This window comes from Clostridium sp. UBA2485 (genome assembly GCF_002341865.1).
Taxonomy (GTDB): Bacteria; Bacillota; Clostridia; order Clostridiales; family Clostridiaceae; genus Clostridium_J.
The window spans coordinates 1-26,687 of the sequence record NZ_DDOV01000027.1 but is presented as its reverse complement, the minus strand read 5'-3'; the positions used below and the strand labels follow the sequence as shown (position 1 = coordinate 26,687).

The window sequence follows — 26,687 nt, the reverse complement described above, 5'->3', positions numbered from 1 at the left end:
TCACTTTATTAAATCTCCTTTGGTATTAAAGGCTGTTCTATTAATGGTATGTATAAAATCCTCTATTTCTTTTACTTCAGTTAATATACTTTTTTTATCTTCAAGATTTTCAGGATATATATCATACAAAGCTCTATATTTATAAGATCTAGCTTTCTCATAATAAAATTTGCTCTACATTAAAAACCAAAGATCTATTTTCATTATTTATAGTTTCTAATGCATAATTGCAGGTAAATCTTTTAACACAAAATATCCTACAATAATAAGTTTTATAGCTTATCAATTAAAAAATTATAAAAACTCTTATAGATTTATTATATCAAAGCTAAATTTTCTTTTAAATAAAAATAAGTAGATAATAAATAAATTTTATTATCTACTTGATTGAATTAAAGATTATAGAAAAACGTAACGCAAACCGGTACTAAGGAAGTTAATATAACTCCATTTATAAATGATATTACCGCTATTTCTGAGTTTGTAGCTTTTGCTACTAAAGGTAGCGTAGTATCCATAGAAGCGGCTCCACAAGGTGCAATTGCGGAATAATAATTTAGTTTTTTTGCTAATATAGGTATGGATATTACTGCCATTACTTCTCTAAATACATTAGATAAAAATGCTATAGCACCTAACTGTGCATTTGCAAGTTCTGTAAGCATAATTCCTGATAAGCTATACCATCCAAAGCCTGAAGCTACTGCTAAGCTTTCATTATATGGCATATTAAATATCAATCCACTTATAAATCCTCCAAATAAAGAACCAAAAATAATTCCTAGTGGTATAATGAGGACTTTAATTCCTGTAGCTTTTATATCTTTTACTATCTTCTTATTTGATCCAACATCAATTCCTACTAAAAATATAAGTACATATAAACAGATAGATGCAATACTATCTAAATTTTCTATTATACTTTGTGGGAATATAAAATACCCAAATCCGATGCCTAAAATCATTGAACCTATGACAATTATAGTCATTTACATTCCCCCCTCTTCACATTTTTCAACTATAGCTTCTTTTTCTCCTTGAGGTATTTCTTTTCCATTACAAAAAACTTTTTTGCTCAAAAAATACACAGCTATTACACTAAAAGTACAAGCTAATAGCGAAAATGTAAAGGATTTCAAACCTATCGATCCTATGTTCTTTATTACCTCTTCATTCGCACCAATTGAGGCTCCCATGAAAAATAGCAAAAATACTACACCTAGTTGTTGTAACTTACCATTAACTTCTTTTTGTTTTTTTGTCAATGGAACGAAATATCCTAATATCATCCCTAGTATCAATGCAGCTAATATTTTCATATGCATCCCCCTTTCATAAATATTATATCACTTTTTCAAAAATTCTAAATAGATTTAATGTAAATAATGTTCTTAACCTAAATAATTGTTCTAAATTTAGTAAATACAATATAGAATTTATTATAATACTAAAAGGAGTGAATAAAGTGAGTGATGTATTTATTCCACTTTATGTGAATAACGATACTATTGTCAGTATGTATAAAATTGCTTTTATAAGATTTAGAGAAATAGATGTTACTGCAAATAGAAGAGAAATAATCATAAATACCAATATGCCTTTAAGTGAGCTTACCTGTGGTAAAATTAGTCAAGGTACCGCATTTGTACAAGTGCTACAAGGATTTTTAAATCTGACTTTAGAGGAAGTTACTGCATGCCCCATTACTACTTTTGTAAAACTTCATCAATTATTAACTGAATTCAAATTATTAAAAAATATAACTACTATACAAGCACTGGAAAAAGCTAAAATTGGCGATATTATTCAAATAAGTTGTAGGATTCATAAAAGCTCTCAGCTAAAAAAACTTCAAAACTTAATAAATACACTTGAGATAGAAAGTATACTTAATCCACAAGAAAATCTACTAGGAGGTAAGGTTGATAAAAGTGCTCTTTTAAATTTTTTAAAAGATACTTATTCTTCTCTTGAAGATAATCATTGCATGGAATATATTTCTGAACCCTTATTTAACAGTTATAAAGCCATTATTCACCTGGAAAGCAAATATTTAAATGCATATTCTCAATGTTTGGAAAACAAATATGTTACTGTAGTTGGAAAAGTAAACTCTATTGATAAGGAAGTAAAAGAACATTCTAAAGATCTATATGAGGATCTAGGGTTGAGATTAATGGAGAATAAGTTATTAGCTCTTACCGAACATGTTAATGAAAAAGATATTGAAGAAAGTAATAAAATATATAATTATATGGAAATTATACCAATAATGGTATATGTATAATCTTTTTATTATAAATTAACTATAGTATTGAATTTAATTGATTTAAAAATTAATATAATATAGCAATAATACTGATTCTACTAAAGGATAAATTCATAGAAATCTTTTTCAAATTTAACATTAGAAATGCTTTCATATCCAATTCTTAATGTACTAACAAATCTATTATTAATGAAAGCGAAAATAAACCTCTTTCAATTGTTAAATGGCTATTATCTATCATATTTGTATTAAAACTAATTTTACTATACATTAAAAAATAAAGCTGTGACAAATAGTCACAGCTTTATCTCTAATTAAAGCTTTTCTACTTTGGCAGTTACAATACCTTTATCAATTTCTACATGGGTTAATTTACACTTATTTCTCTCACAAAAACCTTTCACATCTTCTTGAAAATCAGTATCTGAAGATTTTACTGTTAATATTTCTCCTCTGTTTAGCTCTTTTATTTTTTCTTCTAAATTAATTAAAGGATTGGGACAATGTAATCCACAAAGATCTAAAGCAATTTCTTTTTTATTATAATTAATTTTAGAGAAGTATTGATTTTCTTGATTATTTATAAGCTTTTTAGGAACAAATTTTTCTGCCCTATAGCTTTTATATCCTCCAGTTACATTTTTCACATTAAAACCATAGTTTTTTAACATTCTCTCGGCTATATAAGCTCTTAACCCTACTGCACAATGTATCCAATACTCCTTAGATTTGTCTAACTCAGAAATTTTATCTCTCAATTCATTGACATCTATATGAATTGAATCATCTATATAACCATTATCTCGTTCCATTTTGGTTCTAACATCAATTAAAATAACTTTCTCCCTGTCTCTTCCATCAACTTCTCTAGGTAATACTATATGACTTTTTCCAGACAATACATTTTCAGCTATATATCCTGCAAAATTTACAGGATCCTTTGCACTAGAATATGGAGGTGCATAGCTTAATTCCAGCTCAGTTAAATCATAAACTGTACCACCTAACCTAAGGACTGTGGCAATAACATCTATTCTTTTTTCTATTCCATCGTATCCTACTGCCTGCGCTCCTAAAATTTTTCCCTCATCATTGAATATTAGCTTTAAAGTCATTTGTGTAGCGTCAGGATAATAGGCAGCATGATTATTTGGATGAACATATATTATCTTATATGGGATATTAAATTTATTTAAAGTTCTTTCATTATTTCCTGTAGATGCTGCTGTTAAATCAAAGACCTTTATGACAGAAGTTCCTTGGGTGTCTTTATATTGATTTTTATATCCACAAATATTATCTGCTATTATCCTGCCCATTTTATTTGCTGGTCCAGCAAGGGGTATAGCAGTTTTGCTTTTATTTATAAAATCTACCACTTCCACCGCATCTCCTGCAGCATAAATATCTTTAATATTCGTTTCTAAATACTGATCTACTAAAATATGACCTTTAACTCCTAATTCTATTCCACTGCTTTTTAAGAATTCCGTATCTGGAGTAACTCCTATAGCAAGTATCACTAGATCCCCTTCAACGGCTACATTGCTATTTAGTATAGCAGTGATTGAATTTTCATCTCCTTTAAACTCCTTAACCCCATCTTTTAATATTAATTTAATACCTTTATTTTCTAATTCTTTTTCTATTAATACTACCATGTCATCATCTAATGGTGCTAAGATGTGAGGTGCTGCTTCTACCAAAGTTACCTCTAGCCCTCTTTCTCTTAAGTTTTCAGCCATCTCTATACCTATATATCCGCCACCAATAACAGTGACCCTCTTAACTTTATCACTGTCTATTTCTGCTTTAATTTTATCAGTATCAGGAATATTTCTTAGAGTTTTTATTCTGCTATTTTCTATACCCTTTATATTAGGAATTATAGGTTTAGCCCCTGGTGATAAAACTAAATAATCAAAGCTTTCTTCATAAACTTTATCACCATTTTTCACCTTAACAATTTTATTTTCGCTATCAACCTCAATTACCTCGCTATTACTTCTAACATCAATATTAAATCTATCTTTCATTAATTCTTCTTTTGTAACTATAAGTTTATTCCTATCTTTTATAACCTCACCTATGTAGTATGGAAGTCCGCAGTTAGCAAAGGAAATGTAAGGGCCTTTTTCAAACATGATAATTTCAATTTCTTCATCTAATCTTCTTAATCTAGCTGCTGCTGAAGCTCCTCCAGCAACTCCACCTACCACTAATACTTTTTTCATGATTATCAGCCTCTCTTAAAATTATTATTTTTTATAAATATAAAATTTCTATAAATAAAAATAACTTAATTATAAAATGAATTTACTAAAGTTATTTTTATAAGTATCTAAATTTAGAATATCACATTATATTCATATATTCAAATACTACGATTTATAAATTTTTACTGAAATATCTGATTTTATAAATTTATCTTCATTTTATTACGAATTTGTACTGTATTAATTCAATTTAATATGTTTTTCATATCCACTTATGTAAATTTATTATAACTTAATATTTTTTATGGAATTATAAAAAAGAGATTCTATATTATTTATTTATTTAATATTGTATTTTATAAAAATTTATGATAAATCTATAAATATAATAATTATTTATCTAATAGTAAATTTCTATATTGGAATAATAATATTAAAATCTTAGGAGGTAACTATTATGAAGGCAATTGATTTAATGGTAGAGGAACATAATCTCATTGTAAGAATGTTAAAAATAATAAGAAAATTATGTCTTAAAATATTAAATGAAAATACAGTAAGTATTGAAGACTTTAATATCTGCATAGATTTTATAAAAAATTATGCTGACAGTCATCATCATAATAAAGAAGAGCTTATATTATTTAAAATTATGGGTGATGCTCTTGGAGAAAGAATAAAAAATGGTCCTATTATGGGTATGCTTGTAGAGCATGATTTAGGAAGACTATATGTAGTTAATTTAGAAAGAGCTATTGTAAATTTTAATAATGGTAATGAAGAGTCTAAATTAGATATAATAGCTAATGCTATATGTTATACAGACTTATTACAAAGACATATAGACAAAGAAAATTCAACTATATACAGTTTTGCAGAAAGAAGTTTATCTAAAGAAAAAATGGATGAATTAAATGAAAAGTGTTTTCAGCTTGAACACTCGCCAGATGGCATAAAATTACAACAAAAATATAAAAATGTAGTAAAAAATTTAGAAAAAAAGCTAGCTTCAAGCTAGCTTTTGAACTTACATATGAAAATCTATTAAATTTCTTGAATATGATAGATATTTATCTCTTAAATTTTGCATTTCTTCTTCTAATAATATTTGAAGCTCTGATAATTTATCATACTCTTTATTATTAATAGCTTCTCTTATCTCTGAGAATATACTTTTTCTAACATTTGTATCCTTCATTATATTTTCTCTAATAAGTTTAATATCTTCCCAATTACTCTTATCTAAATCGCAATCAATTTCATTATGATGAAGTATTTTACAGTTTCTAACTTCATCCATATAATTTAAGATTATTCTATGCTCTATTTCCATAGCATATTTATTTAAAATAGCTATTTTATAACTATTTATTATATTTTCAGTTATTATATTGCCTTCAGTTATTACTTTAAGCTTATCTTTACAGTTATCAAAACCTATGATATTTTCATACACTGTTCTTGGAGATTTCCCAAAGAAGTCTTCTCTTTCTTCTTCTGAAAAATCCTCAAATATATCTTCTTCACTTCTATAGGATCTGTGCTTTTCTAAATATGGTGAGTCTTCTCCAGGCTTTTTAGATATTTCCTTCAATAATTCTTCTTCATTTTTATTATTTTTAACAACGTATCTTATACCATCTAAAATACACATATTCATAGTTGCTAATGTTAAATATGTATTAGTACGTGGGCTTGGAGATCTTAATTCAAATCTCGTTGCCATAGGATTCTCCATATCTCTAATTAATCCTATAAGTATAGTTCTATTTCTTGAAGGCACATCTTTAGTTAGCCCTAGAGATGTAACTATGCACACTGGGGCCTCAAATCCTGGTTTTAACCTTCTAAACGCGTCATTTGAAGAAGATATAAATGGGTTCATAACTTCGTAATTTTTAAGCATTCCCATCAATGCACCATATCCTATTGTGCTTATGAATCCACCTTCTTTTGATGTAAAAAGATTAATTCTCTTATTGTTTTTTAATTTTAGCACTATACCCATATGAACATGCTTTCCACTACCTGCAACACTATCTATAGGTTTCGCTGCAAAAGTAACTTCTAATTTATTTCTTCTAAAAGTTTCTTTTATAAGAGTTCTAATAAATAATTCATTATCACAAGCTTGTATGGCATTAGAATATTTCCAATCGATTTCAAGCTGCTCCATTACATGAACTAAATCTCCACTTTGAGATAATTTAGCTGTAACTCCTCCAACTTCTTTATGTCCCATCTCAGGCTCTAATCCATATTTATCCATTAGCAATAAACTTTGTTCTAAAGCTGTTCTTACAGAGCCCTTTGTTCTTTTCCAATATTGTTCCTTTAAAGCTTGAGAAGTAGATAATGCCTCTAATTCTGCAAGCTCATTAGGGCTTTTTACCCAAAATTCTAATTCTGTAGCAGAAGTTATCTCTACTCCTTCTATCTCATCAAAAGTAACTCCATAATAATTAAGAGCTTCTTTATTTTCTTTCAATAACTTCATAATATTTTGCTTCAAAAATGTTATGGTGCTTTTTAAAATATTTCTTGAATCTACAGCTTTTCCTTCGTGATATAAAAAGCATGGAATTCTTAAAGTACCTATAGGTTTATTTGTTTCTTCATCTATATTTTCATAATTATAATCTATAAACCAGTTACAATCTACATCAGCTTTCATATCTACTTTAGCGTTATTTAATTTTGCTATGCCTGGTAAAACAACTGAGGATCCATCTGTCTGTGCTGCCATTCCATTTAAAAAAATATGTATATCTTCTAAAAAATTTTTTACAGGAATTTTTTCGTCAGTGTCATTGCCTAATAAATCTACTCCTACTAGGGACACAAACTTAATTTCCTTATGAATATTAAGTATTGATTTTAAATCTTTTTCATTATGTTTTTCTCTTGGGATAGTGTATATCATATATTCGTCCATTCCATTCCCTCCTACATTAAAGTAACTTTTATTCAACATTATATTACAAAATTCACAAATAAGACATTAATTTTTTGTATATTTATTAATATTTTTTATTTAAACCTTTACAAGTAATTTATCATATTTACTCTATATTTATTCTCTAATTTGTATTATTATATTAGTATACTTAGGAGGTTTTTACATATGAAGATGATATTTTTTGATACAGAAACTACTGGAATAACTCCAGGAAATATATGCCAGCTATCTTATATAGTTGTAGATACTGGTGTAAAACCTACAAAAACTGAAGGTAAAAATGTTTTCTTTGCAGTAGAATATGTTGAGCCTGAAGCTGAAGAGGTTCATGGTTTTTCTGCTGAAGATCTATACCAATTAAGTAATGGAAAATACTTTGAAGATTCTTACGAAGAATTCGTAAATGATTTTTTATCTGCCGATATATTAATTGGACATAATGTTAACTTTGATATAAAATTCTTATGTCATGAACTTGAATATTGCGATATAGAATATGCTCCTAAAAATGTTTTTTGCACAATGAATTATTATAAAAATATATGCAAGTTCATAAATACTAGAGGTGGAATTAAAAATCCTAAGCTTGAAGAAGTTATTAGATTCTTAGGTGTAGAAAGAAGTCAAATTAGAGATAAGGCAAAAGAACTTTTCGAAGGTAGTGGAAGTTATCATGATGCTAGATTCGATACAGCTGCTACTTACTTAATAGTTACTGAAGGTATAAAAAAGAATTATATTCCACCAAGATACTTCACAAATATAGTAAAAAAGCAATAATAAATATTTTGTTTAAGCATATGGCAAAAAATAGGTTAACATACTGGCTTGTTATTTTTTTGAAGATACATTCATATAGATAACGTAAAATGTTTTATTAAATAAAAATCAATATATTTTAAAGAATATTATGGGGGTATAATGTTATGATATTTATTAAAAATGCTAACATCCATACTATGACAAAGGAAATTTTAGATAAGGGAACAATTATCGTTGATAATGATAAAATTGTAGCAATAGGAAAAGATCTAGAAATACCTGAGAACTCTACAGTTATTGATGCACAAGGTGGTTTTTTAATGCCTGGTATGATTGATGCTCATTGCCATGTAGGTATGTGGGAGAATGGCATTGGCTTTGAAGGTGCAGATGGAAATGAAGCTACTGATCCTGTTACACCTCATCTAAGAGCAATTGATGGTATTAATCCTGTAGATAGATCCTTTGAAGAGGCACTATTAGCTGGTATTACAACTGTTGCTACTGGTCCTGGGAGTGCAAACGTAATTGGCGGTCAATTTGCTATAATGAAGACTTATGGAAAAAGACTAGAGGAAATGATAATAGATGACTGTGCAGCTATGAAAGTTGCCTTTGGTGAAAATCCTAAGAGGGTTTATGATAAACAAAATAAATGCCCTTCAACAAGAATGGGTACTGCAGCAGTTCTTAGAGAGAACTTAATAAAAGCTAAAAATTATGTTGAAAAGCAACGTAAATCTATTGAAGGAAATGAAAAAGCACCAGAATTTGACATGAAGCTTGAAGCTCTTGCAAAGGTAATAAAGAAAGAAATTCCTCTTAAAGCTCATGCTCATAGAGCTGATGACATTTTAACTGCTATAAGAATAGCTAAAGAATTTGGAGTAGAAATTTCTTTAGAGCATTGTACTGAGGGACATCTAATAGTTGATTACTTGAAGGAAGAGACTTTAAAAGGTATAATAGTTGGTCCTACTTTTTCAGATAGATCAAAATTTGAGCTTCAAAATTTGACCTTTGAAACTCCATCTGTTTTAAATAGTGCAGGACTTAAAATTGCTCTTATGACAGACCATCCTGTAATTCCTCTTCAATACTTACCTGTATGTGCTGCATTAGCTGCTAGAGAAGGATTAGATGAAGAAGAAGCTTTAAAGGCTATAACTATAAATGCCGCTGAAGTATTAGGAATAGACGATAGAGTTGGATCTATAGAAGTAAACAAAGATGCCGATATTGTAATTTACAATGGACATCCTTTTGACTTAAGAAATAAAGTTAAATTTGTTATGGTAAATGGAAATATAGTAAAGAATGAACTCTAACAAAAAACCGTGAGTAATCACGGTTTTTTATTGAAACTTAGTACCAATTAATATTTTCAGTTATTTCTGCAATATCTGGAAGTTCTACATCTTTTAATGCCCATTTTTCAAATTCTCTATATCCTGTTCTATCAACTATATATCCTATATGTTCTTTTCCACCTGGTGCGTCTTTATCGATATATTCTTTAATATAATCATAGGTATTTAGAATTATTTTAATTATACTTTCTTCATCTATCCATTTTATAAAATCTTGAGCCATTCTTGGATTTTTCTTACCTGTTCTACCCATAATTACTAATTTATAATGTTTATCTGTGCTCCTTGACCATGCACCTGTAGGACATTTGCCCACGCATTCTCCACAACCTACACATTTAGAATGATCTCTCACTACCTTAAAGTTTTCAAAACTCAATGCTCCTGTAACCCTTTTCTTACAATTTTTAACACAGGACTCACAACCAACACATCTATAACTTTCATATTGAGGTACTGTCATGCCTATAATTCCAAAATCCTGCATTCTTGCTTTTATACAGTCATTAGCACATCCAGTTAATGCAATTTTTACATGATAGTCATTTGGGAAAATTGCTTTTTCAATTTTTAAAGCAAATTCAGAAGTATTATAATTTCCAAAAGGACAAACGTTATTGCCAATACAAGCAGATACATTTCTAGTTCCAGCTGCGTTATATCCCTTATTGGGATTAAGCTGATTTATTCCTAAACCTTCTATAATTGGTTGAATTAAATTATTTATTTCATCCATCTTATTCATATCTATACCTGGAATTTCAAAACCCTGTCTAGTTGTTAAATGTACTGTACCATTTCCGTAATTCTCTGCAATGTCATTTAAAATTGTAAAGTATTTAGTTGGCATATGACCACCAGGTACTCTTATTCTTATGGCAACTTTTCCTCTATGCTTAGTAACTCTAAAAGCATTCTTTTTTAAATTTTTAGTATTTATATCCACAATATTCCCCCCTAATCTATAAGAGTTTTTCCTTTAATATAGTTAAACACTGGTCCGTCCACACAAATATACGTGTCATCTATCTTGCAATGACCACATTTTCCTACTCCACAACACATTTTTCTTTCTTGAGAAATCCAAATATTCTCTTCTTTAATTCCTAATTTTAAAAATTCTAAAACAGTAAACTTCATCATCATTGGAGGTCCTACAACTATTACTTGAACCTCATCTATATTATTTATCTTAAGGTCTGGTATATATTTTGTAACAAGTCCGACATTTCCTTTATATCCTTCTTCTGCACTGTCTACTGTTATAGTAACATCAGAAGTTTTTTTCCATCTTTCTATATTATCCTCAAAGAGTACATTATCAATAGTTTTAAAACCTACTAATACTGTTAGATTTTTGCATTCTTCAATATTATCTGCAAAATAATCTATAACACCTTTAACCGGAGATAATCCTGTTCCCCCTGCAGCCACTATAAGCTCTTTATCTTTATAGTTGTCTATATCGAAGCCATTACCATAAGGTCCTCTTAAGAAAAGAATATCTCCTGGTTTAAAGCTATGAATTACATCTGTAACAACTCCCACTCTTCTTATGGTGAGCTCTATATATCCTTCTCCTATTTCTGATACAGATATTGGTGCTTCACCATACTTAGGAAGTGATACTTCAAAAAATTGACCTGGCTTTACATCTCCGTAGTACTCCATTCTAAAGGAATACTCTATATCTGTATGCTTTTTTATACTAATTATCTTAGATTTAAATGGCATATATATATTTGACATTTTTATTTTTCTCCTTCCATAGCATCATTAAGCTTGTTTACGCAATTTGAAAAAGATATATATTCTGGACAGATATCATCACATCTTCCACAGCCTACGCACATATGGTATCCAAACTTTTTCTTAAAATCATATACCTTATGCATTACTTTAAATCTCATTCTTTCGCTTTTCGATTTTCTAAACTCATGTCCTCCAGCCATAACTGTAAAATTATCTACATGACAAGATGCCCATACTCTTCTTCTCTCTCCTGTTTTCTCATTATCTTTATAAAAAATATCTTGCATTGAAAAGCATGTACAAGTAGGGCAAACAAAATTACATCTTCCACAACTAATACATCTTGAGTTGTATTCCTTCCACATATCTGAATTATAAATTCTTTGATCTAAATTTTCCGGTATATTAACTTTTACAGAATTTTCTGTAACATAATCCGGCTTTACTTCACAAATTCTACCTTCAACATCATTAAAATAGTCTAATAGTTCTTCATCTTTTACATCTAGTTCTACAACGTCATTTCTAAAATTTATTGCTGCATAATATTTATCACTTTTATTTGTCCCCATGCTTACACAAAAGCAATTTTCAAAGCTTTTACTGCAGCCCATCAATATAAATTTTACATTATCTCTAATCGCCTTATAATATGGGTCTTTGTCGCCATTTTTTAAATATATCTCATCTATTCTTTTTACAGCTTGTAAATCACAGCTTCTTAAAAATACTAATATTTCTTTTCTATCAATTTTAGGTTCAATCCACTGTTCTTCTGTAAAATAAAATAAAGTTTGAGTTATTGGCAGTAATATTTCTTTAAAAGAAAAATGAGATTTTGCATCAACTACAATCTCCTCTATTGAACTTACTAATCCATATCTTACTCTATCTGTGTCAGAAAAAGTTCCCTTACCTTTTAGGTTTACAGGTGCATATATTTCATATTTTTCATTTAAGTTTTTTAGCACATCATTAAACCTATCTTTAGAAATTATAAGTCCCATAATTGCACACTCCTATACTTTCTTATTCTTTATAGTGAAATTTTAAATATTATAAGAATATGATTTGAATCATCTGGATATTAAGTTTATTCTGAAAAATTTATATAAAATTTCACTATTTATTGTTAATTAATTCACTAATATTAACAATAAGTTCCCTATTACTCACTCTAATTCTAAGTGATATATAAAAAAAAGTATGTGATTTTTATCACATACCTTAAAATATTTAGCTAAATTTTCTCTATTAATAACTGTTATTTTTTTATTTTTTTATTTTTTATAAGGCATCTGAAAGAAAATAATAGATCAAAGATGTTAGTATATTTTAAGCATATGAAATAAAATAGCTAGTTAAAGATGCGAAATATATTTTGCATCATACAAGAAGACAGGTTTTCATGATAGTTTAACTATCATGAAGTTCTGACGACGAAGTATGATACAAAATAGATGAGCATACTGACTAATTATTTTTTGAATATGCCTCACATCAGACAAGGCTTCAGGTTCTACTCATAGGGCGCTATGAGAGGGTTCTGACAACGCAGTATGATGGAAAATAGGCTAATCATACTGATCTATCATTTTTTTAAAGATGCATAACTATAAGATTTTTGTCTTCTAATATTTTTATAGTTTTCAGCCCCTCAAATATGCTTCAAGATGAGTGTACCCCTCCAGATGTCCATTTTATGAACAACATATTACTTATTCATTGCTTTCATCATTTCAAATAATGCCGGAGATATAGAAGTCATTAAAATTTGGACACCTGTTGCTAAGTCTAAAATTAAATGTCCTACCATTAATGGATGAAGCTTTCTCTTTTTATAATAAATAATTCCTAATACAATCATTAAAGGCAAGAATGATAAAAATCTAAATAGGGCATGTTTCCAATCCCATAGCAGAGGAATGAAACTATGCTGAAGAGCATAGAAAAACATCGTATATGCAATTGATAATATTTTATTGCCTGTAATTTTTTCAATTCTATTTAGTCCATATCCAAAATATAGAGGTAGTTCAGCAAATACTGTGGTTAAAGGTAAAAGTATGACATTTATTGATGCAAGCCATACAGGAATGGGTTGTATCATTTTTACAGGAACATAACCATAAATCATAAATCCAAATACATACATCCCCCCTATTCCCAATATAAGCATTAACATAACAACCAGTAATGTATATTTTACATTACCTTTCTTCCTTGGGCAACCAATTAGTTTTTTATACGTAGAGCCTTCACTTCTACAAATTGCCATCAATAAAACAATAGTAATGATATTACAAACAGTGCATATTATAGACCACCATTGACTTGCTTCCTCCAATGATTGATTGGTTAATATTGTAAATAGCACTCCAACCATAATAAATAAAATGCTTCTAAATAAGGGCAGTATAAATGGGTAAACTTTCTTCATTTTATCATCCCTTCATAATTGGCTAATCATAAATATATAAATAAAGGACTGTACTTAAATTATAGTTTTTGTTGCTAATTATAATTGTCTTTATCTTACTTGTTCTATAGCTATTTAATTTTTCCTTTTTAATTATTTTCTAGTAAAATTTCATCTCTTACTACAAGCATTATATATTACTAAAGTTAGAGTAAAAATTTATTTTAATTTCAAATTAATGTTATAATTAGCATATAAGTAAACTATAAAATAACACAGATTTCTAAATTAATATGCATTTAAATACATAATTTAATCTTTATAGAAGGTGATTTGAGAATGAAAGTAATTGCAATTATGGGAAGTCCTCATAAAGGAAATGGATATAAAATTGTTCAGAAAATAGAAGCCGAATTAAAGCTAATAAATGATATAGATTTTAAATATATATTTCTTAGTGATATTAATTTTTACATGTGTAAAGGTTGTTTTACCTGTATATCCAAAGGAGAGTGGTTTTGCCCTTTAAAAGACGATAAGGAAAGCATTGAGCAAGAAATTCTAAATTCAGACGGTGTAATTCTTAGTTCACCAGGATATGCATTGAATGTTAGTGGGCTAATGAAAAACTTTATTGACCGCTTTGCCCATAGTCTACACAGACCAAAATTCTTTAAACAGTCCCTTATGCTTGTTGCTAATGGTGGTTCTGGATTAAATAAAGTTATTAAAGCATTATCTATTACTTTAGGTGGAAGTCGAAAGATTTGTGAATTAAGTATAACAAGTACACCTTGGGAGGCTAATAAAAAATATGAGAAGAAGATTGAAAAACATATCAAAAGTGCTACAAGAAAATTTTATAATTCAATGAAATATAGAAAAGAAACAAGTCCCCCATTAGGTAATTTAATATGGTTCAAAATTTTTAAAAAGATGGCGAGCATTTCAAAAGAAACTTTACCTGCTGATTATAAATATTACAGTGATAAGAAAGTTTATTTTTATGAAACTAAGGTAAATCCTTTGAAGAATTGTATTGCTGATATTATATCAAGTATTGGGGTATGGAGTATGAAAAAACGAATTATATTCAAATAGTTGAATTTTTAACTTTATAATTTAATCATTTCATTTTCTATTTCACTATACAAAAACACCAAACATATCATAGCTGTTTTTTACTCTTAGATATGTTTAGTGTTTTTCAATTATTTTTATATTTGTAAGTACAGTATCACATACCCTTAAAATATTTAGCTAAATTTTCTCTATTAATAACTGTTATCTTTTTATTTTTTATAGCTATGAGATTTTTATCTTCCAATACTTTTATAGCTCTAGACATTGTTTCTCTTGAACACCCAAACATGTTTGCAAGGTATGTAACAGTCATGGTCATATCAATTACTGTGCCCTTTTCTCCATCTACTCCATAATCTTTTGAAAGTTTCCAAAGTTTTGCTGCTAGTTTTTTCTCAATCTTTAATGGCACTGTATTTTTTAGTTGCCTATAAGTTCTTCTAATTTTTTTAGTCATAGATTCTATAACTACTTTAGTTAGTGAAAAGTATTTTTCCATAAGCTTTAGTAATTCATCTTTATTAATTATCATAATGACACTATCTTCAAAAACCTCACAATTTACTGAAGAGCTTCCATTATCAATTATTACATCATTTATTATACTTCCTTCTCCTAGTATAAATATTACCCGCTTTTGCCCTTCTTCTGATATTTTATATAAAGATACTTTTCCACTTAAAACTATATAAATATTATTTACTACATCTCTTTCCATAAAGAGTTGATGTCCCCTATGAAAATTTGTTTTGTAACTTTTCTCACAAATTTCTATTAATATATCTCTATCGAGCCTTCCAAAATTATCCAATATTTCTATATCCTTTAATATAACCTTATCCATAGTGCACTCCTAATCAATGTATTTCAGATTTTACTATTAATTCTATTATATATTATGGATATAAATAATACACCTATTTATAAATGTGAAGTAATATAAAAGAAAATCTCTTAGGACATTCTAAGAGATTTATAGTTTATCTATTCAGTTGGTTCACCATCAAAATTTACATATCTTGGTGAAGTCTTTTTATTTCCTTTATTTTTAGGTAAGTTATTTATCTTTTGTCTTCTTTTCCCTTTATTGTTGCTATTATTGGTTTTATCCATACCATTCACTCCTTTCAGCCTTATTTTTACCTAGGCTAAAAGTTTTATACTATAGAAATTAATTACTCCTCATTAATATAACTTTACTAGGAGTACTATTTTCTTTTATTAATTTTCCATTTACATTTCTATCTATAGTTGAAATCACCATACAACTTAATAAACCAATTAATAATACGATTAATCTACTTTTAATTTTTTTCTTTATCATAAACTCTCACCTTCTATTAATGATATTGATAATCATTTTCATTTATATTTCAATTATAATATATTTATTTTTCTATGTCTATAGTTATATAAAATAAAAGTTTATTAATAATTGTGTTGTTAGTTCCTATTTTCTATAGTAGATTAAATTCTTCCATTAATTATAAAAAATTATATTATAAAGAATTTTTTAGTTTTATTAGTAGAATTAAAAATTATTTTATATAAATTAATCTTAAAATTGGTAAATAAAAAAAGAACTTCCTAAAAATACAGCGGTGACATAAGAAAACAAAGGAAAACCCAGTAAAATCAATGTTTTTTTATGGCACTAGGCAAGCGGAAACGATACTAAAAACTAAATATCGTATGAAAAGGAATACTATGCAAATGGTATTCCTTTTCCATTGCCTAACTACGCCGTAGATTTTGAAAAAAGTCTGTGGCGTTTCTTTATGACCTTTTGTCACAGGGTAGGAGCAAGTAAAGTCATAATCATGCGGTTTAGTAAACGCAGTTTTAACAAGGCAAAGTGTTTATACCTTTTCCCTCAAAAACAGTGTTCTACTGCGTACTTAAGAAAGGAGCTGATGAAGCTATGGCAGTAATCCGGGTGGAGCGCAACAAGGGCTATACCGTAATGAGCAACCACCACTTACGCAACAAGGAGCTAACGCTAAAAGCAAAAGGTTTGTTATCGCAAATGCTTTCCTTGCCGGAGGATTGGGATTATACCCTAAAAGGGTTATCCCATATCAACAAAGAAAGCATTGACGCAATCCGTACAGCAGTATGGGAGCTTGAAGAAAAGGTATCAACATATGACACCTTTTAATGTTATACTGTAATTAAAGAAAATAATAAAGGAGAGAAAACAAGATATGAAAAAATTATTTTTAGCCTCATCTTTTGAAGATGTAGCCAATATATTTACCGACTTTGAAAAAGATTTGAAAGGTAAGACTATAACATTTATCCCCACTGCAAGTGTGGTTGAAAAGGTTGTTTTTTATGTAGATGAAGGAAAAAAATCACTTGAGAAATTAGGATTAACCATTGATGTTTTGGAAATATCCACAGCTACACCTAATGAAATAAGCACTAAATTAAAAGGTAATGATTTTATTTATGTGACAGGCGGCAATACTTTTTTTCTGTTACAGGAGCTTAAAAGAACAGGCGCAGATAAAATTATCATTGAAGAAGTAAATGCAGGCAAACTCTATATTGGGGAGTCCGCAGGAGCAATGGTTACATCAGCAAACATTGAATATGCAAAAGGAATGGACAGCGTTAAAAAAGCTCCTTATTTGACAGATTTTAGTGCTTTGGGCTTAGTGGAGTTTTACACAGTTCCTCATTATACCAATGCACCGTTTAAGAAAATCGCTCAAAAGATAGTTGCTGACTATTCCGCTACTTTAAATTTATCACCCATCAGCAATAATGATGCAATATTAGTTGAGAATAATGAGGTTAAAATGGTAAGTAACTAACTTGGAGATAGTTAGCTATGAAAAAGATATTGCGTAATGGCGTATCAATATCCACAAAAACCGTTGCTTTGGCTATGGCAATTAAGCCAAACAAAAATATAGTGAGTTTGTCGGCGGTTTCGATAATAAAACAATCAAAGCCGCCGTTTTTCTTTTTCAAAACAAGATATCGGAGGGTGTATTAAAGTTACCCCTTTTTAAGGATACGGCGGTACCAAAGGAGGTATTGCTGTGTCTGTTTTCATTTTATCTATGCTGTGTAATTTACACTTATCAAAAAAAGTATTTACTCACCTTTGGGATATTCCGACTATCAAGATGAACACACACATCATTATATAAACTTTCATGTATCATCTATGCCCGATTGCATTTTGCAGTCGGGCTTTTTTGCGTTTTCAGCAAAAATATTTTCAAAAAATCTGTCAACATCTTCGGCGTTTCAAAATCAACAATACAGGGTTGGGTTAATAAGGCGAAACCTGTAATTGTCAATGAAGATAAAACATTAACTGCAGAAGATTATATGCAAATGCAAAAGGAAATGGCTAGACTTAATGAAGAAAATGAAATACTAAAAAAAGCCATGGCCATATTCGCAAAGAAATAAGCTCAGTATTTAAGTTCATAGAAGATAATAGAAAAAAACATGATGTTAAATTAATGTGTAAGGTCTTAAATGTAGCAAGAAGCTCTTTTTACAAGTATTTAAGAAAAACTGATAGTAGAAGAAGTATTGAAAATGCTATGTATAAGAAAGAAATCTTTAAAATATATAGTGATAGTAAAAATCGTTATGGAGCTCCTAAAATCTATAATATTCTTAAAGGTAAGGGCTTTGCTATAAGTATCAAAAGAGTTCAGATACTTATGCGTAAATTGGGCATAAAATCAGTCATTAAGAAAAAATTTAGGCCTTGTGTTTCAAAACAAGAAATAGAAGAGAGGGAAAACGTTTTGAAAAGAAATTTCTCCACAAGCACCATAAATGAGAAGTGGGCAACTGATATAACCTACATTCACACTCTACGAGGTGGTTGGTGCTACCTTGCTTCTGTTCTTGATCTTTACACAAAGAAAATAGTTGGTTATGCTTTCTCTAGAACTATGGGTACTGATTTAGCAATAAAGGCTGTGGACAATGCCTATACGGCACAAAAACCAAAGGGTCAAATAATACTACATAGCGATTTAGGTTCACAATACACAAGCTCTAAATTTTATGAGTACATATCAAAGATTAATATAATTCATTCTTTTAGTGCAAAAGGTACTCCTTATGATAATGCTTGCATTGAGTCTTTTCATACCTCATTAAAGAAAGAAAAAGTAAATCTAGTTAATTATTATGATTTTAATGCTGCTAGACTAGCTATATTTGAGTACATAGAATCTTGGTACAACAGAAAAAGGATACATAGCAGCATAGGCTATATTACTCCTCAAGAATGTGAGAATATGGTTAGAAAATCAGCATAAAAATACGGCTTTCTGTGTCTAAGATATTGACCTAAATCCAATCCTTGTATCAAAAACTTCCGAAAAAAAGGCCGTGGAGCCAGCGACAAGGTACAAGAAATTGAAATCGTGTATAACTTTATCGGTGCTTTTGATTTTGGCAAGGCTACGAACCAAGCACAAAAAAATCAGAATATAGAGAAAGTCGGCATAGCCTAAACCATGCCGACTTTCTCATTTAATGTTTTCTTAATTCACCGCTTTGAACTTAGGAAATTCTTTTCTTATCTTATATAGCTCTTGTTTCATATTTTAAAAACGCTTTTTCTTCCTCATTTAAATATGGCGATAACTTTTCATATGTTTGTTTATGATAATTATTTAGCCATTCTCTTTCATCCTCAGTCATCATCTCTGGAATTATTCCATCTAAATCAAAAGGACAGAATGTTATAGTTTCAAATTTCAAAAATTCTCCACCATATTCAGTTGTTTCATCCTCAGTTACAAATAATGTATTTTCTAATCTTATACCATGCTTACCTTCTTTATAAGCACCTGGTTCATTAGTTAAATTCATACCTACCTCTAATTTAACATTTGATGGAACTCTAGATATTCCATGCGGCCCTTCATGAACATTTAATAGATATCCTACGCCATGTCCTGTACCACATTTGTAATCTATTCCTGCTTCCCAAAGTGGCTTTCTAGCAAGTATGTCTAAGTTACATCCCACAGTACCAACTAAGAATCTAGCTTTAGATAATCCAATGTTACCTCTAGCAACTAAGGTAAAATCTCTTTTTTGCTCTTCTGTTAGTGATCCTAAGACTACTGTTCTTGTTATATCTGTAGTACCATCATAATATTGTCCACCAGAATCAATTAAGAATAAACCTTCTGGCTTTAATTCATAATCTGTTTCTGGAGTTGCACTATAGTGCATCATAGCAGCATGATCTTTATATCCTGCTATTGTATTAAAACTTGGTTCTATAAATAATTCATCTTCAGCTCTTAAGCTAGTTAATTTATTAGAAGCAGATATTTCTGTTACTTTTTCACCTCTTGAAACTGATTCTTTTAACCATTTTATGAACCTTACTTCAGCAACGCAATCTCTAATTGTAGCTTTTCTTGTATTTTCTATTTCTATTTTATTTTTTATAGCTTTTAATTTAGTTGTTATATTTACTTCCTCTATTTTAGTAATATCAGATCTTATAGCATCTAAAATCATTACATTAGTTTTAGCTGGATCATATGTTACAACTTTATCTTCTGGTATACTTTCAATAAATTTTGTTATCTCTTCATATGACTTAACTTCAATATTTTCACCTTTTAACTCTTCTGATATTTCTCTTGATATTTTAGATAAATCAACAAATAGATAAGCTTTTTCTTCATCTATCACAGCATAAGAAATAACTACAGGATTTTTATCTATATCTCTTCCCCTTATATTAAATAACCATGCTATATCATCTAGTGAACTTAATATAAAATAATTAGCTTCTATTTTTTTCATTTTATCTCTAACTTCACTTAATTTTTTGCTTCTGGTTTTTCCAGCATACTTAACATCATGAATGAATACCTGCTCTGATGGAAGTGCTGGTCTATCTTCCCAAATCTCACCTACTAAATCAAATCTTGTTTCAATTTTAAACTTTTTAGAGACAAATTTTAATGACATATCCTTATATAAGGAAACAGGAAATACCTTTCCATCAAAACCTATAGTTGAGCTTTTTTCTACATTTTCCTTTATCCATTCAATGTAGGTTGGAACTGTTGGTTGTCCCATTTTAAATAATTCAATTCCACTTCCCTGCAATTGTTTTTCCGCCTGTATAAAATATCTTCCATCTGTCCATAATCCTGCGCTATTTAATGTGATAACAACTGTACCTGCTGACCCCGTAAATCCTGATATCCATGCTCTTGATTTATAATGTTCAGCTACATACTCACTTTGGTGAGAGTCAAAACTAGGAATAATATAAGCCTCAATATTCTTTTCTCTCATTAAGGCTCTTAATTTTTCTATTCTTTCCTTTACTGTCATCTTTTTACCTCCAATCGTAATAAAACTTTGTATAAAATAAATTTTAAATTTATAAATACTTTTAGTAGAATGACTTAATTATAATATATTTTTTACTTTATTTAAATATTTTCTTACAATTTAATCAATTTTTTTATATTTCCTAAATTTTTATCGTATTTGTAAAATTAGGTAATATTTATCCTTAATATTTTCAAGTTGTTCCAAAATTATGATATAATGTAGGTGATAAAATTGGAAAGTAGGTATTTATATGAAAAAACTTTTATCAATATTATGTATTTTATTTTCATTTTCTTTAATTGGTTGCACAAAAGAAAAATCAGAAACCATCAATCCTGATGATATCGCTAAAGATGTTGTAATCAAATATTATACCTTTGATAAGGATCGCATAGATCTATATGCAAAGCTTGGCATAGATGGTGTAACTAGTGCGGAATCCGCTGATAAATTACATAGCCCTATTAAGGATTATTTTGAAGAGAATTTATATTTAATAACAATTAGCGAAAAAATTATAATTTCTCAACTTGAGAGTTCTCATAGAGACAAATATACACTAGAAGTAAAAGATGCTACTTTAATTAAAGTTAATTCTTCTGAAGAAGGTATCTATGATTATGAATATACTGGAACTTTAATAAAAAAATCTTTTGAAAATGAATCTAGTGAAGAAGTTCCTATGTCTGGACATCTTAAATTAAGCAATTATAATGATAAGTGGACAGTAACAAGTTTTTCTTCGAACCTTCCACTAAAGTAAATAAATTTTTTTGAATTAACTTCTTTATCTATATTAATCTTTAAAGAAAAATAATAAAAATATAATTAAACTTCTTCTGTTATTTTTGCAGCATTATTGCTCTTAGAAAAATAACAGAAGAAGTTTTTAATTAGTTATAAATTATATCTTCCTCTTTCTTTGAATTAAAAATTCTTCTACTTCTTCAATATTTTTCACTATTCTTTTAAATGATTTGTTTATTTACTCTTACCACATAGTAAAATAAAATTCAAACAACTTTTCTATAAAAATTGCTAAATTATAATAGTATATTATCATTCTAAAAAATTAACTTTTCTACAATAATCTATCATTTTATTCATATGCTCTAAATTTAAGCTTGGCCATATGAAGCCTGTTTGCTTAAGTAATATTTGAGTTTTTTCGCATATACTTACAAAAGCTTTATTCTCTTCATTGTTCAATATATTAGAGTGTACTAAGAAATTGTCTATATGCTCTCTTAAGTCCTCTCTATTATAGTTATCATATACATATTCTAAAAAATCTTCAAAGGACTTCATTTCAATTGAAAAACCTAATTTGTTTAATAAATCCCCTACTAGAATTTGAGTTACAGAATTAGGATTAAATATATGATATATTTCATTTTTTAAATCTGCTCTATCATATAATAAAATAATTGCCCTACTTACATAATCAACAAAAGAAAAATCATAACTTGAATTTATTTGTGGCATTGCTCCTAAATTTATATAGGATTTTAACTGTGAATAAAAAGCATTCTCATCTATATTTTTTTGGAATACCCCTGTTCTTGAATTAAAAACAACATTACCTACTCTAAATATATTAGTATTAACACCATCTTCTCTTGCCTTTAGGACAAGTTTCTCTCCTTCTATTTTGGTCTTTATATAATAGTTATCAATATGGGTTTCTAATTCATCATTATATTCACTAAATAACATATCCTTCTTATCTACTTTTTCTGAGCCCACACTAATAGTTGAAATATGATTTAAATCTTTCTTTTGGCCAAATTTAGCAAATTCCATCAACCCTTCAACAGCCTTTACATTCACATCATAAAAATCCTCATAATGACCATAGTGCTTTACATTAGCAGCAGAATTAATAATACAATCTACAGTTTCAGCTAAAGTTTCATATAATTCTTTTTCCAACCCAAAATTATATTTTGTTATATCTCCATTTATTATGGAGATCTTATCTGAATAAACCTCATATATATTACTTCCAAAATATAATTCAAAATTTTTCATTAATTTATTTTCTGCTTCTTCTTTATTTTTTCCTCTTATAAGTAAATGAATTGTTACATCATCACTATTCAATAATTCATGTAGAATATGCATACCTAAATATCCTGTTGCTCCTGTTAAGAAAATATTTTTGTACTTTCTTTTTTTAATAACATGAATTTGTTCATATGCTTTATTTAGCTCTCTATAATTCATAATACTGCTATTTAACTTTTTATCACAAATTGAACTGTTGTTTGAACTTTCCAAAGTAACTGCTACTTCTTTAAAAGAATCAATTTTCATCTTAAGATTATTTTTCTTAAAAGATACTTTTTTAGACAACTGAGATATAGTTTTGCATTCAAAAATATCATTTATTTTTATTTCAAAGTCAACAATTAATTTAGATACAATACGAATTGCTTTAATAGAATCTCCACCTAAGTCAAAAAAATTATCTTTTACTCCTATTCTTTCTATTCCTAGTATTTCCTCCCATACAGAGGCCATTTTAGCTTCTATAAAGTTTCTTGGTGCCTCATATACTGTACCTATGTCAATAAATTTATCATATTGCTGTAATGCTCTTCTATCAACCTTTCCATTTGGCGTTACTGGTATTTTTTCTAGTTGTACAAAATATGATGGTACCATATACTCTGGTAGCTCTTTTAAAAGATATCCTCTTAATTCTTTAGCATTAATTTCATTATCCCCAGCTATATAAGCACAAATATACTTGTTATTATTTTTATCTTCTCTAGATATTACTACTGTTTCCCTTACTTTTTCATTTTTTAGCAACTGTGATTCTATCTCACCTAATTCTATTCTAAATCCTCTTATTTTTACTTGATGATCTATTCTTCCTAAAAATTCTATATTTCCATCTGACAACCATCTTGCTAAATCTCCTGTTTTGTACATTCTTATATTTGGCTCAAAGGGATTTAATATAAACTTTTCTCTTGTTAAGTCTGGTTTATTCAAGTATCCCCTTGCAAGACCATCTCCAGATATACATAGTTCCCCTGCTACCCCTATTGGTTGAACTTTATTATTTTTATCTACTATGAATATTCTTGTATTATCTCTTGGTTTGCCTATTGTTATTTTTTTGCTTACATCAACATTTCTCATAATTGTTGTAACTACACTATTTTCAGTTGGTCCATATTCATTAACTATTTCAATTTCTTTGTTAACACTTTTACATCTTTCAACAACCTTAGAAGTTAAATTTTCTCCCGCTAATGTTATTATCCTTAAACTTTTTGCTTCTTCTGTCGTTAAAGAATCCATTATTGCTAAGCACATAGATGGTACTGTTATAAAATGTGTAATATTATGTGTTAATATCTTATCTTTTATCACAAAAACATCTTTTGCTTCAATATCACTTAAAATAACTACTTTTGCTCCAGAGATAATTGGTGTATAAAAACTTGTTACAAATCCATCGAAAGCATAAGAAAATAACTGAAGTACACTATCCCCAGAATTTAACTTATATTCTTTTTTTCTCCATCGAAGCATAGTTGCCACATTTTTATGCTCTATCATTACTCCCTTTGGTTTTCCAGTAGATCCAGAAGTATAAATCATATATGCTAAATCTTGTGAAGTATTTACTTTTTTCAAATTTTCTTCACTCTGTGAATTAATTTTTTCATCATCTATATCTAATACTTTTCCACTGTAAGTTATTTTCTTTAATAATTTGTGACGAGTAAGTAATATATTCACTTTACTATCTTGTATCATATATTCTATTCTATCTTTAGGATATTCTGATTCAATAGGCAAGTATGCTCCTCCAGCTTTTAATATGCCGATTATCCCCACTATCATATCTAAAGATCTTTCTAGCATTATTCCGACTACAGAATTAGCCTTGACTCCACACTCTCTTAATACTCTTGCCAACTTATTTGCTTTAGCATTTAATTCTCTGTAAGTTAATTTATTCTCCTCACATATTACTCCTATATTGTTAGGAGTGTTTTTTACCTGTTCTTCAAATAGTTCATATATAGTTTTATCTTCAGGATACTTAGCATTTGTAGCATTGAAATCATAAAGCAGTTGTTTCTTTTCTTCTTTTGGCAGCATTTCTATTTCCGATAATTTAATTTCTATATTATTTACTACTTCTTTTAGTATATTTACATAGTGTTTTGATAATCTTTCTACAGTTTCTCTTTTAAAAAGTTTTGTACAATACTCTAAATTAAAAATTATCTTTTCATTTGTTTGGATAGCACTTAATGTAATATCAAATTTAGATATCCTATTTTTAAACTCATATGAACTAAATTTTAATCCATCAATTTCTATATTCTCCATGTCCATATTTTGCAATGTAAACATCACATCAAATAATGGATTCTTACTAAAATCTCTATTTATATCTAAATTGCTAATTAGGTCTTCAAATTGGTAATCTTGATTTTCATATGCTTCTAATGCAGTATCCTTAACTTTTTCTAAGAATTCCTTAAAGCTCATCTCTCCTTTAGGATAATTCCTCATTACGATGGTGTTTACAAACATTCCTATTATATTATCTAAATCAGAATGCATCCTACCAGCTACTGGTGTTCCTACAACTATATCTTCCTGGCCTGTATATTTAGATAATAATACGGTATATGCTCCTAATAATACCATATATAAAGTTGTCCCTGTTTTAGCTGCAAGTTTATTTGCATCTTCTTTTAATTCCTTTTCTATTTCAAATTTTATTAAATCACCCTCAAAACTTTTCGTAGAAGGTCTCATATAGTCTGTTGGCATATTTAATACAGGTATTTCATCTTTAAATTTATCTAGCCAATATTCTTTTTGTTTTTCAATAGATTTGGTTTTTAATATATTATTTTGCCACTGTGAAAAATCCTTATATTGTATTCTTAACTTTGGTAATTTTTTATTTTCATATAGTGCAATAAATTCTTTTATAAATATTCCTGTTGATATTCCATCTGATATTATGTGATGAGTATCCATCATAAATAAATGGTTGTTTTTTGATAGTTTTATCAGTTCTACTCTTAAAAGTGGTGCTTTGCTAAGATCAAATGGTTGTATAAAATTCTCTATTTTATCTTTTATTTCACCTTCTCTTAATTCACTATAAGCTATTTCAAACTCCACATTTTTATATATTTTTTGTACTGGACTGCCTTCTATTAATTCAAAAGCTGTCCTAAAAGATTCATGCCTTCTTACAAGTTCTTGCATTGCCTTTTCAAACTGATTTATATTTAATTCACCTTTAATTGTCATTATCATCGGCATATTATAACTTATACCTGCATTTTCAATTTGATTTAATATATACATTCTTTTTTGTGCAGAGGATAATGGATAATATTCCTTTTCCCCTACAATTTCTATTGTAGAATATATGCTTTTATCTAAATTTCTTATATACTCTCCCAGACTCTTTATAGTAGAGTTTCTAAATATTTCTCCCAAGGAAATTTCT

The 26,687-nt window shown here is 28.5% G+C and carries 24 protein-coding genes and 1 pseudogene; 10 read left to right on the top strand and 15 right to left on the bottom strand.

Annotation, left to right across the window (positions count from 1 at the left end; genetic code table 11):
• From B3603_RS03530 to B3603_RS03520, 3 genes are all read right to left on the bottom strand, one after another.
• Window positions 1–129 carry a hypothetical protein gene (locus B3603_RS03530; protein WP_291560815.1) on the bottom strand — a complete coding sequence of 43 codons (129 nt, stop codon included), beginning with the start codon at window positions 127–129 and terminating at the stop codon, window positions 1–3.
• A gap of 263 nt (window positions 130–392) precedes the next feature.
• Complete coding sequence (locus tag B3603_RS03525) at window positions 393–989, bottom strand: lysine exporter LysO family protein (RefSeq protein ID WP_291560813.1); 597 nt, start codon at window positions 987–989, stop codon at window positions 393–395.
• Window positions 990–1,319: a LysO family transporter gene (locus B3603_RS03520; protein WP_291560812.1), complete on the bottom strand. Its 330-nt coding sequence runs from the start codon at window positions 1,317–1,319 to the stop codon at window positions 990–992.
• Between the two features lie 146 nt (window positions 1,320–1,465).
• Here B3603_RS03520 and B3603_RS03515 point away from each other — a divergent pair, with 146 nt between their 5' ends.
• Complete coding sequence (locus tag B3603_RS03515; protein ID WP_291560809.1) at window positions 1,466–2,287, top strand: hypothetical protein; 822 nt, start codon at window positions 1,466–1,468, stop codon at window positions 2,285–2,287.
• A gap of 296 nt (window positions 2,288–2,583) precedes the next feature.
• Here the strand turns inward: B3603_RS03515 and B3603_RS03510 are convergent, their stop codons facing one another.
• Window positions 2,584–4,503: an FAD-dependent oxidoreductase gene (locus B3603_RS03510; RefSeq protein ID WP_349676780.1), complete on the bottom strand. Its 1,920-nt coding sequence runs from the start codon at window positions 4,501–4,503 to the stop codon at window positions 2,584–2,586.
• A gap of 439 nt (window positions 4,504–4,942) precedes the next feature.
• Here B3603_RS03510 and B3603_RS03505 point away from each other — a divergent pair, with 439 nt between their 5' ends.
• Window positions 4,943–5,503: a hemerythrin domain-containing protein gene (locus tag B3603_RS03505; protein ID WP_291560807.1), complete on the top strand. Its 561-nt coding sequence runs from the start codon at window positions 4,943–4,945 to the stop codon at window positions 5,501–5,503.
• Between the two features lie 9 nt (window positions 5,504–5,512).
• Here B3603_RS03505 and B3603_RS03500 read toward each other — a convergent pair whose 3' ends face one another.
• Complete coding sequence (locus B3603_RS03500; protein ID WP_291560804.1) at window positions 5,513–7,420, bottom strand: glutamine synthetase; 1,908 nt, start codon at window positions 7,418–7,420, stop codon at window positions 5,513–5,515.
• A gap of 189 nt (window positions 7,421–7,609) precedes the next feature.
• Here B3603_RS03500 and B3603_RS03495 point away from each other — a divergent pair, with 189 nt between their 5' ends.
• Both B3603_RS03495 and B3603_RS03490 read left to right on the top strand, forming a co-directional pair.
• The gene (locus tag B3603_RS03495) at window positions 7,610–8,224 is read left to right on the top strand and encodes a 3'-5' exonuclease (protein ID WP_291560802.1); all 615 of its coding nucleotides are present in this window, start codon (window positions 7,610–7,612) and stop codon (window positions 8,222–8,224) included.
• Window positions 8,225–8,370: 146 nt separating this feature from the next.
• Window positions 8,371–9,534: an amidohydrolase gene (locus B3603_RS03490; protein ID WP_291560800.1), complete on the top strand. Its 1,164-nt coding sequence runs from the start codon at window positions 8,371–8,373 to the stop codon at window positions 9,532–9,534.
• A 37-nt stretch (window positions 9,535–9,571) separates the two neighbouring features.
• Here the strand turns inward: B3603_RS03490 and asrC are convergent, their stop codons facing one another.
• The 4 genes from asrC to B3603_RS03470 all read right to left on the bottom strand — a co-directional run bounded on the left by asrC (window position 9,572) and on the right by B3603_RS03470 (window position 13,768).
• Window positions 9,572–10,522 carry a sulfite reductase subunit C gene (gene asrC, locus B3603_RS03485; protein ID WP_291560799.1) on the bottom strand — a complete coding sequence of 317 codons (951 nt, stop codon included), beginning with the start codon at window positions 10,520–10,522 and terminating at the stop codon, window positions 9,572–9,574.
• Window positions 10,523–10,533: 11 nt separating this feature from the next.
• Window positions 10,534–11,325, bottom strand: a complete 792-nt coding sequence (asrB, locus tag B3603_RS03480; protein WP_291560796.1) for an anaerobic sulfite reductase subunit AsrB — start codon at window positions 11,323–11,325, stop codon at window positions 10,534–10,536.
• Between the two features lie 2 nt (window positions 11,326–11,327).
• On the bottom strand, window positions 11,328–12,335 hold the full coding sequence (gene asrA / locus B3603_RS03475; protein ID WP_291560794.1) for an anaerobic sulfite reductase subunit AsrA: 1,008 nt from the start codon (window positions 12,333–12,335) through the stop codon (window positions 11,328–11,330).
• Between the two features lie 707 nt (window positions 12,336–13,042).
• Window positions 13,043–13,768 carry a type II CAAX prenyl endopeptidase Rce1 family protein gene (locus B3603_RS03470; protein WP_291560791.1) on the bottom strand — a complete coding sequence of 242 codons (726 nt, stop codon included), beginning with the start codon at window positions 13,766–13,768 and terminating at the stop codon, window positions 13,043–13,045.
• A gap of 318 nt (window positions 13,769–14,086) precedes the next feature.
• On the opposite strand from B3603_RS03470, the gene B3603_RS03465 reads away from it, so the two are divergent.
• Window positions 14,087–14,848 (top strand): flavodoxin family protein, encoded by a 762-nt coding sequence (locus tag B3603_RS03465; protein ID WP_291560788.1) that lies wholly within the window; start codon window positions 14,087–14,089, stop codon window positions 14,846–14,848.
• Between the two features lie 136 nt (window positions 14,849–14,984).
• Here B3603_RS03465 and B3603_RS03460 read toward each other — a convergent pair whose 3' ends face one another.
• The 3 genes from B3603_RS03460 to B3603_RS03450 form a co-directional block, all read right to left on the bottom strand.
• Window positions 14,985–15,674 (bottom strand): Crp/Fnr family transcriptional regulator, encoded by a 690-nt coding sequence (locus tag B3603_RS03460; RefSeq protein ID WP_291560786.1) that lies wholly within the window; start codon window positions 15,672–15,674, stop codon window positions 14,985–14,987.
• A gap of 140 nt (window positions 15,675–15,814) precedes the next feature.
• Window positions 15,815–15,943 (bottom strand): clostri-philic family protein, encoded by a 129-nt coding sequence (locus tag B3603_RS03455; protein WP_252120199.1) that lies wholly within the window; start codon window positions 15,941–15,943, stop codon window positions 15,815–15,817.
• 58 nt (window positions 15,944–16,001) lie between these two features.
• On the bottom strand, window positions 16,002–16,154 hold the full coding sequence (locus B3603_RS03450) for a hypothetical protein (protein ID WP_291560780.1): 153 nt from the start codon (window positions 16,152–16,154) through the stop codon (window positions 16,002–16,004).
• A gap of 579 nt (window positions 16,155–16,733) precedes the next feature.
• Between B3603_RS03450 and B3603_RS03445 the strand changes: the two are divergent.
• Window positions 16,734–16,961, top strand: a pseudogene (locus B3603_RS03445) (helix-turn-helix domain-containing protein); the annotation flags it as partial.
• A 73-nt stretch (window positions 16,962–17,034) separates the two neighbouring features.
• The gene (locus B3603_RS03440; protein ID WP_291560776.1) at window positions 17,035–17,649 is read left to right on the top strand and encodes a peptidase E; all 615 of its coding nucleotides are present in this window, start codon (window positions 17,035–17,037) and stop codon (window positions 17,647–17,649) included.
• On the opposite strand, the gene B3603_RS03435 is transcribed toward B3603_RS03440, so the two are convergent.
• Entirely contained in the window at window positions 17,630–17,809 is a 180-nt protein-coding gene (locus B3603_RS03435; protein WP_291560774.1) for a hypothetical protein, read from the bottom strand. The two genes, B3603_RS03440 and B3603_RS03435, sit on opposite strands and share 20 nt — an antisense overlap.
• Window positions 17,810–18,016: 207 nt before the next feature.
• Here B3603_RS03435 and B3603_RS03430 point away from each other — a divergent pair, with 207 nt between their 5' ends.
• Together B3603_RS03430 and B3603_RS03425 are read left to right on the top strand one after the other, a co-directional pair.
• Window positions 18,017–18,259 carry a hypothetical protein gene (locus tag B3603_RS03430; RefSeq protein ID WP_291560772.1) on the top strand — a complete coding sequence of 81 codons (243 nt, stop codon included), beginning with the start codon at window positions 18,017–18,019 and terminating at the stop codon, window positions 18,257–18,259.
• Window positions 18,244–19,128, top strand: coding sequence for an IS3 family transposase (locus B3603_RS03425; protein WP_312573428.1), 885 nt, complete (start codon window positions 18,244–18,246; stop codon window positions 19,126–19,128). The genes B3603_RS03430 and B3603_RS03425 overlap by 16 nt, the downstream gene beginning before the upstream one ends.
• Before the next feature lie 268 nt (window positions 19,129–19,396).
• Here the strand turns inward: B3603_RS03425 and B3603_RS03420 are convergent, their stop codons facing one another.
• Window positions 19,397–21,181 (bottom strand): aminopeptidase P family protein, encoded by a 1,785-nt coding sequence (locus tag B3603_RS03420; protein ID WP_291560770.1) that lies wholly within the window; start codon window positions 21,179–21,181, stop codon window positions 19,397–19,399.
• 253 nt (window positions 21,182–21,434) lie between these two features.
• Between B3603_RS03420 and B3603_RS03415 the strand changes: the two genes are divergently transcribed.
• Window positions 21,435–21,947: a hypothetical protein gene (locus B3603_RS03415; RefSeq protein ID WP_039629927.1), complete on the top strand. Its 513-nt coding sequence runs from the start codon at window positions 21,435–21,437 to the stop codon at window positions 21,945–21,947.
• A gap of 296 nt (window positions 21,948–22,243) precedes the next feature.
• On the opposite strand, the gene B3603_RS03410 is transcribed toward B3603_RS03415, so the two are convergent.
• Window positions 22,244–26,687: non-ribosomal peptide synthetase (locus tag B3603_RS03410; protein WP_291560765.1), on the bottom strand; the 4,444-nt coding region annotated here is incomplete at its 5' end.